16 protein-coding genes and 1 pseudogene are annotated in these 14,707 nt (G+C 66.9%); all 17 read right to left on the bottom strand.

Annotated features, from left to right (window positions below):
• Positions 1-14 precede the first annotated feature (14 nt).
• The 17 genes and pseudogenes from AC5W54_RS13680 to proB all read right to left on the bottom strand — a co-directional run bounded on the left by AC5W54_RS13680 (position 15) and on the right by proB (position 14,578).
• On the bottom strand, positions 15-557 hold the full coding sequence (locus AC5W54_RS13680; RefSeq protein WP_495962632.1) for a PilW family protein: 543 nt from the start codon (positions 555-557) through the stop codon (positions 15-17).
• Positions 554-1,006 carry a type IV pilus modification protein PilV gene (gene pilV, locus AC5W54_RS13675; RefSeq protein WP_495962631.1) on the bottom strand — a complete coding sequence of 151 codons (453 nt, stop codon included), beginning with the start codon at positions 1,004-1,006 and terminating at the stop codon, positions 554-556. Before pilV ends, AC5W54_RS13680 begins: the two co-directional genes overlap by 4 nt.
• Positions 1,007-1,013: 7 nt before the next feature.
• Positions 1,014-1,493, bottom strand: a complete 480-nt coding sequence (locus tag AC5W54_RS13670) for a GspH/FimT family pseudopilin (RefSeq protein ID WP_495962630.1) — start codon at positions 1,491-1,493, stop codon at positions 1,014-1,016.
• Positions 1,480-1,899 carry a type IV pilin protein gene (locus tag AC5W54_RS13665; protein WP_495962629.1) on the bottom strand — a complete coding sequence of 140 codons (420 nt, stop codon included), beginning with the start codon at positions 1,897-1,899 and terminating at the stop codon, positions 1,480-1,482. The genes AC5W54_RS13670 and AC5W54_RS13665 overlap by 14 nt, the downstream gene beginning before the upstream one ends.
• A gap of 307 nt (positions 1,900-2,206) precedes the next feature.
• Positions 2,207-2,401 (bottom strand): annotated as a pseudogene (ispH, locus tag AC5W54_RS13660) (4-hydroxy-3-methylbut-2-enyl diphosphate reductase); the annotation flags it as partial.
• Positions 2,401-2,670 (bottom strand): BrnA antitoxin family protein, encoded by a 270-nt coding sequence (locus AC5W54_RS13655; protein WP_495962628.1) that lies wholly within the window; start codon positions 2,668-2,670, stop codon positions 2,401-2,403. The pseudogene ispH (AC5W54_RS13660) and the gene AC5W54_RS13655, both read right to left, overlap by 1 nt.
• Positions 2,648-2,923 (bottom strand): BrnT family toxin, encoded by a 276-nt coding sequence (locus AC5W54_RS13650; protein ID WP_495962627.1) that lies wholly within the window; start codon positions 2,921-2,923, stop codon positions 2,648-2,650. The genes AC5W54_RS13655 and AC5W54_RS13650 overlap by 23 nt, the downstream gene beginning before the upstream one ends.
• Before the next feature lie 83 nt (positions 2,924-3,006).
• Positions 3,007-3,975, bottom strand: a complete 969-nt coding sequence (gene ispH, locus AC5W54_RS13645; protein ID WP_495962626.1) for a 4-hydroxy-3-methylbut-2-enyl diphosphate reductase — start codon at positions 3,973-3,975, stop codon at positions 3,007-3,009.
• A 245-nt stretch (positions 3,976-4,220) separates the two neighbouring features.
• On the bottom strand, positions 4,221-4,682 hold the full coding sequence (gene fkpB, locus AC5W54_RS13640) for an FKBP-type peptidyl-prolyl cis-trans isomerase (RefSeq protein WP_495962625.1): 462 nt from the start codon (positions 4,680-4,682) through the stop codon (positions 4,221-4,223).
• A gap of 79 nt (positions 4,683-4,761) precedes the next feature.
• On the bottom strand, positions 4,762-5,259 hold the full coding sequence (gene lspA, locus AC5W54_RS13635; RefSeq protein WP_495962648.1) for a signal peptidase II: 498 nt from the start codon (positions 5,257-5,259) through the stop codon (positions 4,762-4,764).
• 79 nt (positions 5,260-5,338) lie between these two features.
• A complete protein-coding gene (ileS, locus tag AC5W54_RS13630) occupies positions 5,339-8,173 on the bottom strand; it encodes an isoleucine--tRNA ligase (protein ID WP_495962624.1) in 2,835 nt (944 codons plus the stop codon).
• Between the two features lie 9 nt (positions 8,174-8,182).
• Positions 8,183-9,310 (bottom strand): bifunctional riboflavin kinase/FAD synthetase, encoded by a 1,128-nt coding sequence (ribF, locus tag AC5W54_RS13625; protein ID WP_495962623.1) that lies wholly within the window; start codon positions 9,308-9,310, stop codon positions 8,183-8,185.
• A gap of 108 nt (positions 9,311-9,418) precedes the next feature.
• The gene (locus tag AC5W54_RS13620; protein ID WP_495962622.1) at positions 9,419-10,486 is read right to left on the bottom strand and encodes a TPM domain-containing protein; all 1,068 of its coding nucleotides are present in this window, start codon (positions 10,484-10,486) and stop codon (positions 9,419-9,421) included.
• A 2-nt stretch (positions 10,487-10,488) separates the two neighbouring features.
• On the bottom strand, positions 10,489-11,100 hold the full coding sequence (locus tag AC5W54_RS13615; protein ID WP_495962621.1) for a LemA family protein: 612 nt from the start codon (positions 11,098-11,100) through the stop codon (positions 10,489-10,491).
• A gap of 70 nt (positions 11,101-11,170) precedes the next feature.
• Complete coding sequence (murJ, locus tag AC5W54_RS13610; RefSeq protein ID WP_495962647.1) at positions 11,171-12,742, bottom strand: murein biosynthesis integral membrane protein MurJ; 1,572 nt, start codon at positions 12,740-12,742, stop codon at positions 11,171-11,173.
• 180 nt (positions 12,743-12,922) lie between these two features.
• Positions 12,923-13,189, bottom strand: a complete 267-nt coding sequence (gene rpsT / locus AC5W54_RS13605) for a 30S ribosomal protein S20 (RefSeq protein ID WP_495962620.1) — start codon at positions 13,187-13,189, stop codon at positions 12,923-12,925.
• A gap of 249 nt (positions 13,190-13,438) precedes the next feature.
• Positions 13,439-14,578 carry a glutamate 5-kinase gene (gene proB, locus AC5W54_RS13600; protein WP_495962619.1) on the bottom strand — a complete coding sequence of 380 codons (1,140 nt, stop codon included), beginning with the start codon at positions 14,576-14,578 and terminating at the stop codon, positions 13,439-13,441.
• Positions 14,579-14,707 lie beyond the last annotated feature (129 nt).

Below are 14,707 nucleotides of genomic sequence, written 5' to 3'. Positions count from 1 at the left end.
TCATGCGCAATGATTCAGAATCCAGAGAGAATCTCTTCACGCCTGGCAACCACAAAATCGAAGACCGCATTTTCCGCAGCCTCTCCCCTCATCGTCTCGAAATCCACCCCCACTTCGACGAACAGGGGGTTCCCCCAACCGAACCGCAAGTCGACGACACCCTCTACCAATGCCTCGGGGCCAGGAGACGTTGCCCCCAAGCACTGGACCTGAATCATGATCGAAGAGCCATCAAGCGTATATTCCACTTGACTCAAGTCATTCCCGGAGCAGTATGGATCATTGGGCCGCACTCCAGGGTCATAATCGAGAGTCAGTGTCGAACCGACAGCGGCAACGCCCGAGGCCGTTCTGATATCGAGGGAAACGAAGTCTGCCAGATAGCGAAGCGATTCCTGGCGAAGCGCCAACTCTGCCACCCGGTCGTAGGACTGCTTCCCCATCAAAAAAAGCTGGCCGGCGCCGAGCACGATGATCAGCCCGATCGCCAGCGCCACCATCAGCTCCACCAGGGTGAAGCCCGCACTGCGCCTGCCCACCGGAACACATTGTTTCATGGCGCTGCTCCCGGCAGCCGAACGACATAGACGAGATTCGAGACATTCGCCTCGCTGAAACGGTCATCATCCCAAGCAACCGTTACGGTATATTTGCATGCATCGGAGCCATCCGAACTGACAGGGGACGCATTCACCCCCCCCAGGTAGACACTCCATACATCATGCCAATCACTCAAGTCGTCGATACCATTTATGTCGCCTGCAACCGGACAGGTTCCATCTGCATCCTCACCTAATGCCACCCAGAGCCGTTCCACCGCATCCTGGGCCGCCAGCGTTGCCACGGAGCGCTGATAGGCCACATGGGCACTCTGCATTGCCTTGAGCTGCATGGCCGCCACGCCCAGCAGCCCGAGCGACAGCACCAGCACCGCGATCAACGCCTCGAGCAGGGTAAACCCCTGGGACGAAAGCCTGCTTATGGAAGCCCCCTTAGCCACTTTCATCCTCGCTCTAGTCGGGAATGGTATCCGTCTTGCCGACTCGCCCGGTCGGGCCAATCTCGATCCCGCTGACCCTATCGCCATCGCCCCAACTCACCGCGAGGGTGCATCCGCTCCAATCGGTGGAGCAGTTCGCACGCCTGCCCAGCGGGTTGAACGCCACGGCGCCTGCTGTGACGCTGACCCGGCCATCATTGGCCGTTCGCGTTCTCAGGACATCGCTCGTACTTCCTGCGGGATAGACCTCGTACTCCCACGGCGACTCATTGGCTATCTCGAACACGATGGTCTCGCGCCGCTTGGCGGCTTCGCTCCTGGCGAAATTCAGCCCGGCGAGAATCTCGTTATGGTCGGCCGACAGCCGGTTGGTCGCCATCATGCCCTGGAACCCCGGAACGGCGATGGTGGCCAGGATGACGGCAACCGAGAGCGTGACCAGCAGCTCGATCAAGGTGAAGCCACTCTGGCTTCTGCGCTTACCAGCAAGCATTCGGCCCACGGTCTCCGTCACTCTCGATCCACAGGGTTTCACAGCCCGACGTCACGCTTCGAGTCGGGCTTTTGGCCTCCACGCGAAACGTGGTGCCATTCTGGGTCAGTTCGATGGTCCCATAGACCCCATCGGGCGAGGATGTCGTGACCAGACAGCCACTGTCTGGATAGGTACTGGATACCGTGTAACAACGCTCCATTTCAGAAGCCGCCTGCATCAGACCGGACTGGCCGTCCGTGACCCTCGCCCGCTCCACATACCCTGTGTAACTGGGATAGGCGATCGAGGCGAGAATCGCGATCACGGCTACCGCAATCATCAGTTCGATGAGCGTGAAGCCGGCGGCTCGCCGGGTGATGCCTGAAGGGCCCTGGGGCCGGCGTCGGGTGCTCTGCTCGGTCACGCGGCGCGTCTCCCTCGTGTCGTTACATTTGGTTTCAGTATGTATCAAGAATCTAGTTCTCGATAGGGTACGCCGCCAAAAAAGCCGGGCACAAGCCCGGCCTGGTTGCCTTGCGGTCCCGATTCCGCGATGGCTGCCGGTTAGCAACCGCTCGCAGGCATCCGGCTACGCTTGTCTGAAAACTGCCTGCGCTCGGTCATACGGCGTTAAAAATCGGCTCAAAGTACTCATTTACACCGCGTAAACTCCGTCTTTTCGCCGATTTTTGCCTTGTCTGACCATCGCTCGACGACTTTTCGGACAAAGCTTAGTCGCTGGCGATCACCCGCTCGCGCAGCTCGCGCGGCATCGAGAAGGTGATGGTCTCGGCGCGGCCATCGAGCTCCTCGGGTGCCGTGGCGCCCAGCGCCTGCAGCCGTTCGATCACGCCCTGCACCAGCACCTCGGGGGCACTCGCCCCGGCGGTCACGCTCTCCACTCCCTCCAGCCAGGCGGCATCAATCAACCGTGACCATGCTCTCTGATGTACTGCTTCAGAGCTTGGTCAATGCGGCGCTGCCAGCCTTCCCCCTCTGCTTTGAAGTGCTCGATCACTTCCTGGGATAGACGAATCGACGTCTTCACCTTCGTTGGTGAGCGCTGCTTGCCTCGCTGGCCAATGGAACGCTGCAGGTTGGTAGGCAGGACCTCCGACATCGGGCGCATACGCTTCACATCGGCATCGGTGAGCTCGCGAACCTCCCCGTCCTTATCCGTGAGTCGCATTTTCATAGCGGCGTACCTCCCGTGGGTTGGCCTTCCTCAGGCTGATGACTCGAATCCCGTCCTCGATCGGCGTAAAGCACACCACGTGGACGCGCTGACCAATCTTGCCCAAGGCGATGAACCGGCGCTCTGGGTACTCGAAACGGTTATCTTCCGAGAAGACTGCGCCCTCCCAGTCAAAGCGCTCTACCGTCGTGAAGGGTAAGCCACGCTCCCGTTCGTTCCGAGCACTCTTGTCGGGATCGAAGTCGATGACCATAGATTTTATTGTATGGACAAAAAGGGGCGTAGGGAAGTTCCCTCGCGCCAGTTGTTACCCGTTTTTCATCGTGGAGAGCGTCACTAGTCGCTGGCGATCACCCGCTCGCGCAGCTCGCGCGGCATCGAGAAGGTGATGGTCTCGGCGCGGCCATCGAGCTCCTCGGGTGCCGTGGCGCCCAGCGCCTGCAGCCGTTCGATCACGCCCTGCACCAGCACCTCGGGGGCACTCGCCCCGGCGGTCACGCCCACGGCCGTCACGCCGTCGAGCCAGGCGGCATCGATCTGGTCGGCACTGTCGACCAGGTAGGCCGGGGTACCGACCCGCTCGGAGAGTTCGCGCAGACGGTTGGAGTTGGAGCTGTTGGGGCTGCCCACCACCAGCACCAGGTCGCTGCCGGCAGCGAGCTCGCGCACGGCATCCTGGCGGTTCTGGGTGGCGTAGCAGATGTCGTCCTTGCGCGGCCCCTGGATCTCCGGGAACTTCTCGCGCAGGGCATCGATCACCCTGGCCGTGTCGTCCATGGAGAGGGTGGTCTGGGTGACGAAGGCGAGCCGGCTCGGGTCCTTGACCTCGAGGGCCGCCACGTCGGCCTCGTCTTCCACCAGGTAGATCTCGCCCCCATGGGCGGTGTCGTAGCGGCCCATGGTGCCCTCGACCTCGGGGTGGCCCGCGTGGCCGATCAGGATGCACTCCTGGCCACGCCGGGCGTAGCGCAGCACCTCCATGTGCACCTTGGTGACCAGTGGGCAGGTCGCGTCGAAGACGCGCAGCCCGCGGCGGTCGGCCTCTTCCTGCACGGCACGGGAGACGCCATGGGCGGAGAAGATCACGATGACGTCGTCGGGCACCTCATGGAGCTCCTCGACGAAGATGGCGCCCCGCTCGCGCAGGCTGTCCACCACGAAGCGGTTGTGGACCACCTCGTGGCGCACGTAGATGGGCGGGCCGAAGACGTCCAGCGCGCGGTTGACGATCTCGATGGCGCGATCGACGCCGGCGCAGAAGCCGCGGGGGTTGGCCAGCCTGATCTGCAAAGAAGTAGCTTGCATGGTTGCCTTGCCTTGATGCTCAACGCACCGGTAACGAATTGCGGGCGCCGGGGAGGGCCCCTATGGGATCAGACCCCAGCCGAATCCTCATGTCTGTCGCAGTGCCACTTACCCAGCCTGACCGACTCCGCCGGGGTCTGACCCCAAAGGCGATAGGTTGGGTGGAGGCCTCCGAGGCGCCTGTCGGCGCCAATCGCCCAGCGGAGCTGGGCTCCCACAGTGAGCCTGGTCGACTCGGCATCCGCTCAGTGGGTGGTGGCGGGCTTGACGTCGATCACTTCCACCTCGAAGGTCAGGGTACGCCCTGCCAGCGGGTGATTGAAGTCCACTTCCACCTGCTCGTCGTCGACGCTCTTGATCACGCCGGGCAGTTCGCCGCCGGCGGCATCGGCGAACGACATCACCATCCCCACTTCCGGTTCATCGCTCTCGAAGTCGTCGCGCTTGAGCAACTGGATGTTCTGCGGATTGTGCTGGCCGAAGGCGTGCTCCGGGGTGATCTCGTAACGGCCGCTCTCGCCGGCGGCGAGCCCCTTGAGGGGGTGCTCGAAACCGGGCGGCAGGTTGCCGTCGCCGACCTGGAAGGTGGCGGGCGCCTTGTCACGGGTGGAGTCCACCACGGTGCCGTCTTCCAGCTTGAGGGTGAAGTGCAGGGTCACCTCCATGCCCTCGTCGATACGATGTCCCTGTGACTCTTGGTCGCTCATTGCGCTCTCTCGGAATGCGGTGGTCGAGTGCCGGCCCATGCCCATGGGACGTCACGACCGTGAATGAATTCGCTCAGGCTTACGACTTCCCCTGACGATGCCGTGTCCGGCGGCGCTCGCCGATGGTGGACTCCCAGATCAGCCCGATGGCACCCAGGGTGATGCCGATGTCCGCCACGTTGAAGGCCGGGTAGTACCAGCCGGCGACGTGGAAGGAGAGGAAGTCGACCACATAGCCGTGCACCAGACGATCGTGGAGGTTGCCCAGGGCGCCGCCGATGATCAGCGCGAGCGACGCCGCCAGCAGCCTCTCGTCGGCCTTGAGCCGCGTCATCCAGATCGTCAGGCCGATGCTGGCACCGACGGCGATCACGGCGAAGAACCAGCGCTGCCAGCCGGGGTGACCGGCCAGGAAGCTGAAGGCCGCGCCGGTATTGTGCAGCAGCGTCAGGTTGAAGAACGGCAACACCTCCACCGGCTGGGCGTAGCTCAGCAGGCCGGAGGCGAGCGCCTTGGTGCCCAGGTCGAGCACGATCACGGCCGCAGCCAGCCACAGCCAGCGCAGGGGGCGGCGCATGGGCGCCACCCGGGTGCCGCTTCGGGACTCTCGATTCTCGCTCACGCTCACCTCGGCTCTCTCGGCCATGTCCCTCGACTCATGCAAAGCGGCGGACTTCGCCGGCGCCATCCGGCAGGTTGCTCACGCAGCGGCCACACAGGTCGGGATGCCCGTCGTGTGACCCGACATCCTCGCGATGGTGCCAGCAGCGTTCGCACTTGGTGTGCTCGCTCGCCGCCACAGCCACCCTCAGACCGTCGAGCTCGGTGGCCTCGGCCGCACCGCCCTCGGCGAGCGGCTCGAGTACCACCTCGCTGGTCAGCATCACGAAGCGTAGCTCGTCGCCCAGCTTGGCAAGCGTCGCCTGCAGGGCGTCATCCACGTAGAGGGTGACCTCGGCGGCCAGGCTGCCCTTGATGGTCTTGGCATTGCGGGCGTCCTCCAGGCACTTGTTCACCGCCTGCTTGACCTCGAGCACCTGCTCCCAGAAGTCGCGGCCCATCTCGGCGTCCTCTGCCAGGGTGGAAAGCCCCGGGTAGTACTCCTCGAGCAGCACGCTGTCGCCGCGCTTGCCGGGGATGTTCTCGAAGATCTCCTCGGCGGTGAAGCTGAGGATCGGCGCCACCCAGCGCGACAGCGCCTCGACCACGTGGTAGAGCGCCGTCTGGGCGCTGCGGCGCGCCACGGAATCGCGTTGGGTGGTGTACTGGCGATCCTTGATCACGTCCAGGTAGAAGCCGCCCAGCTCGCGGGCACAGAAGCCGTGCACCTGTTGATAGACGTCGAGGAAGCGATACTCCTGGTAGGCGGTCTGGATGCGCGCCTGCAGCTGGGCGGCACGGTCGACCACCCACTGGTCCAGGGCCAGCATCTCGTCGAAGGCCAGGGCGTCTCGCTCGGGCTCGAAGCCGTGCAGGTTGGCGAGCAGGAAGCGCGAGGTGTTGCGGATGCGGCGGTAGACGTCGGCGGTGCGCTTGAGGATCTCGTCGGAGACCGCCATCTCGCCGGCATAGTCGGTGGAGGCGACCCACAGGCGCAGGATGTCGGCACCGAGCTTGTCCATCACCTCCTGGGGGGCCACCACGTTGCCCACCGACTTGGACATCTTGCGGCCATGGGCGTCCACGGTGAAGCCGTGGGTCAGCAGGCCACGGTACGGCGGATGGCCGTCGATGGCGCAGCCGGTCAGCAGCGAGGAGTGGAACCAGCCGCGGTGCTGGTCGGAGCCCTCCAGGTAGAGGTCGGCGCGCGGGCCACTCTCGTGGCCGTGGGGGTGCGAGCCGCGCAGCACGTGGCGGTGGGTGGTGCCGGAGTCGAACCAGACGTCGAGGGTATCGGTGACCTTGTCGTAGTCGGCGGCCTCGTCGCCCAACAGCTCGGCGGGGTCGAGGCGGAACCATGCGTCGATGCCCTCGGCCTCGACGCGCTGGGCGGCCTGCTCCATCAGCGCCACGGTGTTCGGATGCAGCTCGCCGCTGGCCTTGTGCAGGAAGAAGGGGATCGGCACGCCCCAGTTGCGCTGGCGGGAGATGCACCAGTCGGGGCGGTTGGCGATCATGGCGTGCAGTCGCGCCTGGCCCCAGGCCGGCGTGAAGGTGGTGGCCTCGATGCCTTCCAGCGCCTTGTCACGCAGCGTCTTGCCGTCCTTGCCCTCGATGTCCATGCCCACGAACCACTGGGCGGTGGCGCGGTAGATCACCGGGGTCTTGTGGCGCCAGCAGTGCATGTAGCTGTGGGTGATGGTCTTGTGGGCCATCAGCGCCCCGACCTCGGCGAGCTTCTCGACGATCCGCGGATTGGCCTTCCAGATCATCTGGCCGCCGAAGTAGGGCAGGTCGTCGGCGTAGACGCCGTTGCCCTGCACCGGGCTCTCGATCTCGCTGAACGCCATGCCGTGGGCGCGGCAGGTGACGAAGTCATCGACGCCGTAGGCCGGGGCCGAGTGGACGATGCCGGTGCTGCCGACCTCGGACTCGACGTAGTCGGCCAGGTAGACCGGCGACAGGCGGTCGTAGAGGGGGTGGTGGAAGGTGACGCCGTCGAGCCGCTCGCCGGTGGCGGTGGCGATGATCTCGCCCTCGAGGCCGAAGCGCTCGAGGCACGACTCCACCAGCTCCTCGGCCAGCACCAGCAGCCGCTCGCCGGCATCGACCAGGGCATAGGTGAACTCGGGGTGGACGTTCAGCGCCTGGTTGGCCGGCACGGTCCAGGGGGTAGTGGTCCAGATGACGATGGCGGCCGGCTTGGGCAGCGCCTCCAGGCCGAAGGCGGCGGCCAGCCCGGCCTCGTCGGCGGCCGGAAAGGCCACATCGATGGCGTCGGACTGCTTGTCGGCGTACTCGACCTCGGCCTCGGCCAAGGCCGAGCCGCAGTCGAAGCACCAGTTCACCGGCTTGAGCCCCTTGAACACATAGCCCCCCTCGACCATGTCGGCGAGCGCGCGGATCTCGCCGGCCTCGTTGGCGAAGTCCATGGAGCGGTAGGGATTGCCCCAGTCACCGACCACCCCAAGGCGCACGAAGTCCTTCAGCTGCTCCTGGATCTGCTCGCCGGCATACTCGCGACAGAGCGCGCGGGCCTGCTCGGCGGGCAGGTGCTTGCCGTGGGTGGTCTCCACCTTGTGCTCGATGGGCAGGCCGTGGCAGTCCCAGCCGGGCACATAGGGGGCATCGAAACCGGCCAGGTTCTTCGACTTGACGATGATGTCCTTGAGGATCTTGTTGACGGCGTGGCCGATGTGGATGCTGCCGTTGGCGTAGGGAGGGCCGTCGTGCAGCACGAACAGCTCGCGGCCGCGACGCTCCTCGCGCAGGCGATGGTAGAGATCCAGCGTCTCCCACCGGGCCAGCCGCTCGGGTTCGCGCTTGGGCAGCATGCCGCGCATGGGGAAGTCGGTTTCTGGCAGGTTCAGCGTGTGCTTGTAGTCGCTCATATCCGAGGATCAGCCGTCGTCGTGGTCGGCGGGCAGGTCCGCCGAGGAATCGGAAATCACGGCCTCGCGCGCCAGCGGCGCCGATGCCAGAGGAAGAGAATCGTCGGTCACGGCCTGCCCAGTGGCGGGGTGCTGCAGAGCGGCACCGGCAGCGGGATGCTGCAGAACGGCACCGGCAGCGGGGTGCTGCAGAACGGCACCGGCAGCGGGGTGCTGCAGAAAGTACTGCCGCGCACGCCGCTGGTCGGCCCCGATCTGACGCTTGAGGGCGTCGAAATCCGCGAACTTCACCTCGCCGCGCAGCTTGGCACAGGGGAAGACCGTCAGTCGCTGGCCGTAGAGGTCACCGTCAAAATCGAACAGGTGTACCTCCAGCACGGGACGCGGGCTCCCCACCGTGGGGCGCCAGCCGATATTGGCCACGCCGGTCAGGCGGCGGCCGTCGGGCAACTCGCCGATCACCGCATAGACGCCCTGCAACGCCAGCGGCAACGGCAGTAGCGGCAGGTTGGCAGTCGGCACGCCGATGGTACGACCGAGTTGCCGGTCGGGCACCACCCGGCCGCCCAGGCGGTAGGGGCGCCCCAGCATGCGCGCGGCTGCCGCGAAGTTGCCGCTGGCCAGCAGGGTGCGCACCCGGGTGCTGGAGACCCGCTCGTCGTCGAGGGTGAAGGTGCGCGTGTGCTCGACGCTGAAGCCCCGCGTCTCGCCCACCTCGGTGAGCAGGTGGAAGTCGCCACGGCGATCGCAGCCGAAGCGGAAGTCGTCGCCCACCACCAGGTGACGCACGCCCAGGCCGTCGATCAGCACCCGGTCGATGAACTCCTCGGCGGTCAGGCTGCGCAGGGCGTCGTTGAACGGCAGGCAGAGGATGCGCTCGACGCCGGCCTCGACCAGCAGGCGCACCTTCTCGCGCAGCCGGGTCAGCCGCGGCGGGGCCTGGTCGCCGGCGAAGAACTCGCGGGGCTGGGGCTCGAAGACCACCACGGTGACCGGCAGGCCGAGCGCGGCGGCCTGTTCGCGGCACTGATCGAGGATCGCCTGGTGACCGCGGTGCACCCCATCGAAGTTGCCGATGGTGGCCACGCAGCCGCGATGCTCCTCGCGCAGGTTGTGCAGTCCTCGAATCACTCGCATGGGAATCGCCACGGGCCCCGTAGAGGTTGGAACATGTAAAGGGTGGGATTATACCGGACAGCCGGCCCCTTGACAGCCGCGGCCGGTTGGTCCTTGGCGCGCAAGGGCTCAGGGAGCGTGCGGATAGCCGTGGCCATCGAGCGCCATGCCCTCGAAACCGAACCCGTAGGGGCCGAGGGCCCCGACCTCCAGGCGCCAGCGATTGTCGCGGCCGAAACGCACGGCCTGCATCATGCCGGCCAGATCCAGGCGCCAGGCCTCGCCCTCGCGAATGAAGAAGTACGGCGGGCAGCGGCGCTCGGCCAGCGGGGCGAGCAGCACCACGCGACGGGCGTCGGCGGCGGTCAGCTCACGGGCGACCGGACAGCCCGCCAGGCTACGTGCCATGTTGTCCATCTGCGCCGGGGTCATCACCCAGTCGGCGAGCATGCCGCGTGTCTCGTGGCTGTAGATCGCCAGGTCGGGGTTGTCGTTGCGATCGGCCATGGCCCGGCGGTAGGCCGCCAACACCTCACGCGGCGATGCCCCGTCTCGCGCCGCCACCTGGGAGTCACTGGGGGCGGCGCTCCCCTCCCCCAGACGCGCCGGCAGCCGCGCCCCGGCACCGCCGCTTCCCGCAAGAGCCGGCAGCACCTCGCCCTCGGCCGTTTCGGCCTGCGCCACGATCAGCTCCGTACTGGCCAGGATGCCGTCGGCCACCCGGCCCACGGCGAAGAACTCGGTCATCTGCCGTGCCTCGACATAAGCGACGAAGGCATCGACGAAGACCGCCTCCAGCCCATGCCCCACCTCGAGGCGCACCTCGTCGGCCGTCACGTCCAGCACCAGCAACAGGCCCCGGCCGGCCTTGCCACCCGCGCCCAGTTCGTGGCGTCGGAAATGGTCGACGGCGAAACGGTCCAGGTCGCCGAGCTCGCGCCCGATCACCACCCGGTAGTCGATGCCGTGATCGGCCCGCAGCAGCGCATGGTAGTCATTCAGACGCTTGCGCTCGGCGTCCGCCAGCAGCCCGACCCGGTCCTCCACCAGCTCGGGGGCCCGTGGCCACCAGGGCGAGCCGAGCAGCACCAGTGCTGCCAGCCCCAGGGGCCCCCACCAGGGAAAGCGCCACCCTCGCCCGGCGAGCAGCAGCGCCAGGAACAACAGCGCCGCCCCGACCACCGGCGCGACGGCCACGCCTAGAACTCCACCGCAAACGGCTCGGTGGCGGCGGGACTCGCCTCGAAGTAGTCCCGCGACCGCAGCCCCATCGGCTCGGCGATCCAGCGGCCCATGAAACCGCGCAGGCCGGCATTGTACTCACGCACCGCCTCGTTGTAGCGCAGGCGCGCCACATTGAGGCGATTCTCGCTGCCCTCGAGCTGCGCCTGGAAACGCAGGAACTGGTCGCCGGCGCGCAGTTCGGGATGCTCGCCGGCGTGCCGCATCAGTCGGCCGAGGTCCTGCGCCAGGGCCGCATCCAGCCCGGCTATCCTGGCGGTCTCGATCTCGCGGGATCTCTCCAGTGCCTCGTTCAACGCCGCGGCACGCTCACGGACCAGACGCACCAGGGTCTCGCTCTCGTGCGTCATGTATTCCTGCAGGCTGCGCACCAGGTTGGGCACCAGGTCGGCGCGCCGCTGCAGGTTGCTCTCGACATCGGCCCAGGCCGCGTCGACGGCCTCTTCACTCGCCACCAGCCGGTTGTGGGTCAACCAGGGCACGCTGATCAGCCCCACCCCCAGCAGCACGATGATCAACAGCCGCACGACCCCGCCATCGATGCTGCGCTTCCCGCTCCCTGCGTCCATGCCGGACTCTCCCGAACCTTGCGATGTACCATCCCAGGATAGTAGCGTCGGCCGACCCCGCCTGCAGAAGCTACCCCTTCATCCGGAAATGCCGGACCCGCACGCCGAGCGCCGCCAGCCACGCGAAATAGACCGCCGCACCGGCCACCACCAGCAGTGCCAGCCACTGCACCCGGGTCCACACCCCCCAGCCGAGCCACTGCTGCCAGTCGGGCGAGAGCCACGCGAGGCCCACGCCCATCACCACACAGCCGCCCAGCAGCTGCACCGCATAGCGTCCCCAACCGGGCTGGAACACCAGCACGCCCTCCTTGTGCAGCAGCCACCCGAGCAGGCCGGCGTTGAGGAAGGCCGACAGCGCCGTGGCCAGCGCCAGGCCGGCGTGGGCCAGCGGCCAGATCAGGATCAGGTTGAGCACCATGTTGGCGACCATGGCGATGATGCCGATCTTCACCGGAGTCCTGGTGTTCTGGCGGGCGAAGAAGCCCGGCGCCAGCACCTTGATCAGCATGAAGGCGACCAGGCCGAAGGCATAGGCCCGTAGGCTCATGGCCGCCATGGTGATGTCGCGCTCGGTCATGGCGCCGTAGTGGAACAGCGAGATCAGCAGCGGCTCGGCGAGCACCGCCAGCGCCAGCGCCGCGGGCAGGCCCAGCAGCAGCACGGCGCGGATCGCCCAGTCGAGCATGGCGGCGAAGTGCTCGCCGGACTGCTCGGCATGGCGCTTGGAGAGCGCCGGCAGGATCACGGTGCCAATGGCGATGCCGAACACCCCCAGTGGCAGCTCCACCAGGCGGTCGGAGTAATAGAGCCAGGAGACGCTGCCCGGCGCCAGCAACGAGGCCAGCACGGTGTCCAGCAGCAGGTTGATCTGGGAGACCGAGACGCCGAACAGCGCCGGCGCCATCAACACCAGGATGCGCTTCACCCCGCTGTGGGCGAAATTGGGCCAGGGCCGGGGCATCAGCCCCAGGCGCACCAGGAACGGCACCTGGAAGGCGAGTTGGGCGCCCCCCGCGATCAGCACCCCCCAGGCCAGCGCCATGGCCGGCTCGTCCATCCAGGGGGTGAGCAGCAGCGCCGCGCCGATCAGCGAGAGGTTGAGCAGCACCGGGGTGAAGGCCGGCACCGCGAAACGGTTCCAGGTGTTGAGCACGCTGCCGGCGAAGGCGGTCAGCGACACCAGCAGCAGGTAGGGGAAGGTCAGCTGCAGCATGTCGGCGGTGAGCGCGATCTTGGCCGGGTCGCGGCCGAAGCCGGGGGCGAACAGCCACACCAGCCAGGGAGCGGCGAGTATGGCCAGGGCGGTGATCAGCGCCAGCACCGCGGAGAGGCTGCCGGCCACCGCATCGAGCAGTTCGCGCACCTCACGCTTGCTGCCGCGGGTGGCGTACTCCGAGAGCACCGGCACGAAGGCCTGGTTGAAGGCTCCCTCGGCGAACAGCCGGCGCATGAAGTTGGGAATCTTGAAGGCGACGAAGAAGGCATCGGCGCCATTGCCGGCCCCCAGCAGGGTGGCCACCACCACGTCGCGCACCAGCCCCATGACCCGCGACAGCATGGTCATGACGCTGACCACCAGGCCCGAACGCATCAGCCCGCCTCCCTTGGGCGCCACGACGCGGTCGTCGTCGGCCGGCATGGGGGGGGTGTCGCGGGACGGAACGGGGGAGTGTCGATCCTGCTCGCGGTCGCTCACGGCTCTCTTCCTTGCGAGACCTGGAGGAAACGGACACAAAAAAACCGGCCACAGCCGGTTTTCTTGTTCAAGTGCCTATCCGGCCAGCAGAGACATCCTGCATCCGACGGGAGCGGACGCGTCTCAGGCAGCCAGGGCCTTGATACGCTTGTTCAGGCGGCTCTTCAGGCGCGCGGCCTTCTTCTTGGAGAGCACGTCCTTGTCGGCGATGCGATCGATGACCGGCTGCGCGTCCTTGAACTCGGCCATGGCCTGGGCGTGGTCGCCACCGTTGATGGCCTTGATGACGCGCTTGATGTAGGTCCGCACCATGGAGCGCTGGCTCGCCTTCAGGACACGACGACCTTCCGCCTGACGGGCACGCTTGCGGGCTTGCTTGCTGTTTGCCACTGAACTGTCTCCTTGGAGATTCTGTCGCCACCGGTTTCTTGGCGGCTTCGATAACGTATTGATCCGGCAGGAAGGCTTTCGCCCTTCCGCCGGCTTGGCCATCTGGCCGACCGCTTGACATCAGCGATCGCTCACGGGCCGTGTCTGAGAGGATGGCGTATCCTATCACAGCCCGCGCCGCCCTTGCTATAGCTGCCACTGCCGCACAGGCCTGCCGACGGCTCAGCCCCGAGCGGGTACCGCAATCCTCTACAACACCACCAGGTTGTCGCGATGGATCAGCTCCGGCGCCTCCATGAAGCCCAGGATCGTCGCGATCTGGTGGCTCGGCTTGCCGAGAATCCGACAGGCATCCTCGGCGCCGTAGTTGACCAGCCCCTTGGCGACCCGATGCCCCTGCTCGTCGACACAGAGCACCATGTCGCCGCGGACGAAACTGCCCGATACCGCCTTGACGCCGACCGCCAGCAGGCTGGAGCCGCTGCCACGCAGCACCTGCACCGCGCCGGCATCCAGGGTCAGGGTGCCGCGCACCTGCAGCTGGCCGGCCAGCCAGCGCTTGCGCGCCGCCATCGGCGCCTGCTCCGGGCTGAGCAGGGTGCCCAATCGCTCCCCCGCGGCCAACCGAGTGAGTACCTCCGGCTGGCGGCCACTGGCGATCACCGTATAGGCGCCGGAGCGCGCCGCGAGCCGCGCCGCCCGAACCTTGGTGGTCATGCCGCCGCGCCCCAGGGCCCCGCCGCCACCGGCCACCGCGGCCAGGCTCGGGTCGTCGGCGCGCCCCTCGTGGATCAATCTGGCCTCGGGGTCGTGGCGCGGGTCGGCATCGAACAGCCCCTCCTGGTCGGTGAGGATGACCAGGGCGTCGGCCTCCAGCAGGTTGGCGACCAGGGCGCCCAGGGTGTCGTTGTCGCCGAAGCGGATCTCGTCGGTGACCACGGTATCGTTCTCGTTGACCACCGGCACCACCCGCAGATCGACCAGGGTGCGCAACGCCGAGCGGGCATTGAGGTAGCGCTTGCGGTTGGAGAGATCGTCGTGGGTCAGCAGCACCTGGGCGGTGAGCAGGCCGTGGCGACCGAAGTGGTGCTCGTAGCACTGGGTCAGGCCATTCTGCCCCACCGCCGCCGCGGCCTGGAGCTCGTGCACTGCCGAGGGGCGGGCCTGCCAGCCGAGACGCACCATGCCGGCGGCCACGGCGCCGGAGGAAACCAGCACCACCTCGATGCCGCGCCGGTGCAGCTCGGCGATCTGGTCGACCCAGCCGCCGATGGCGGGCTCATCGAGCCCGCGACCGTCGTTGGTCAGCAGCGCACTGCCGATCTTCACCACCACCCGGCGGGCGCCACTCAGCGCCTCGCGGCCGACCACCTGCTCGTTGTGCTCCATTCGCCCCTCAACCCTGACGTGATATCCGCTCTTTCAGTGCCAGCCTCAGTATCGAGGCCCCCTCACGTAGAGAACTGAGCGAGCGAAGGCCAGACAAGGCAAAAATTGGCGAAAGAGCGGAGTTTGCTG

The organism is Halomonas sp. LMYGS-3 (genome assembly GCF_059509875.1).
This window is presented reverse-complemented; position numbering and strand designations above follow the sequence as displayed.

What these genes read in the sequence shown, in the direction of transcription:
- AC5W54_RS13650 (WP_495962627.1), bottom strand. Translation starts at nt 2,923, where the DNA reads ATGGTCATCGACTTCGATCCCGACAAGAGTGCTCGGAACGAACGGGAG.
- AC5W54_RS13670 (WP_495962630.1), bottom strand. Translation starts at nt 1,493, where the DNA reads ATGCTTGCTGGTAAGCGCAGAAGCCAGAGTGGCTTCACCTTGATCGAG.
- fkpB (WP_495962625.1), bottom strand. Translation starts at nt 4,682, where the DNA reads ATGAGCGACCAAGAGTCACAGGGACATCGTATCGACGAGGGCATGGAG.
- ileS (WP_495962624.1), bottom strand. Translation starts at nt 8,173, where the DNA reads ATGAGCGACTACAAGCACACGCTGAACCTGCCAGAAACCGACTTCCCC.
- proB (WP_495962619.1), bottom strand. Translation starts at nt 14,578, where the DNA reads ATGGAGCACAACGAGCAGGTGGTCGGCCGCGAGGCGCTGAGTGGCGCC.
- AC5W54_RS13680 (WP_495962632.1), bottom strand. Translation starts at nt 557, where the DNA reads ATGAAACAATGTGTTCCGGTGGGCAGGCGCAGTGCGGGCTTCACCCTG.
- ispH (WP_495962626.1), bottom strand. Translation starts at nt 3,975, where the DNA reads ATGCAAGCTACTTCTTTGCAGATCAGGCTGGCCAACCCCCGCGGCTTC.
- AC5W54_RS13615 (WP_495962621.1), bottom strand. Translation starts at nt 11,100, where the DNA reads ATGGACGCAGGGAGCGGGAAGCGCAGCATCGATGGCGGGGTCGTGCGG.
- AC5W54_RS13655 (WP_495962628.1), bottom strand. Translation starts at nt 2,670, where the DNA reads ATGAAAATGCGACTCACGGATAAGGACGGGGAGGTTCGCGAGCTCACC.
- pilV (WP_495962631.1), bottom strand. Translation starts at nt 1,006, where the DNA reads ATGAAAGTGGCTAAGGGGGCTTCCATAAGCAGGCTTTCGTCCCAGGGG.
- lspA (WP_495962648.1), bottom strand. Translation starts at nt 5,259, where the DNA reads ATGCGCCGCCCCCTGCGCTGGCTGTGGCTGGCTGCGGCCGTGATCGTG.
- murJ (WP_495962647.1), bottom strand. Translation starts at nt 12,742, where the DNA reads ATGCCGGCCGACGACGACCGCGTCGTGGCGCCCAAGGGAGGCGGGCTG.
- ribF (WP_495962623.1), bottom strand. Translation starts at nt 9,310, where the DNA reads ATGCGAGTGATTCGAGGACTGCACAACCTGCGCGAGGAGCATCGCGGC.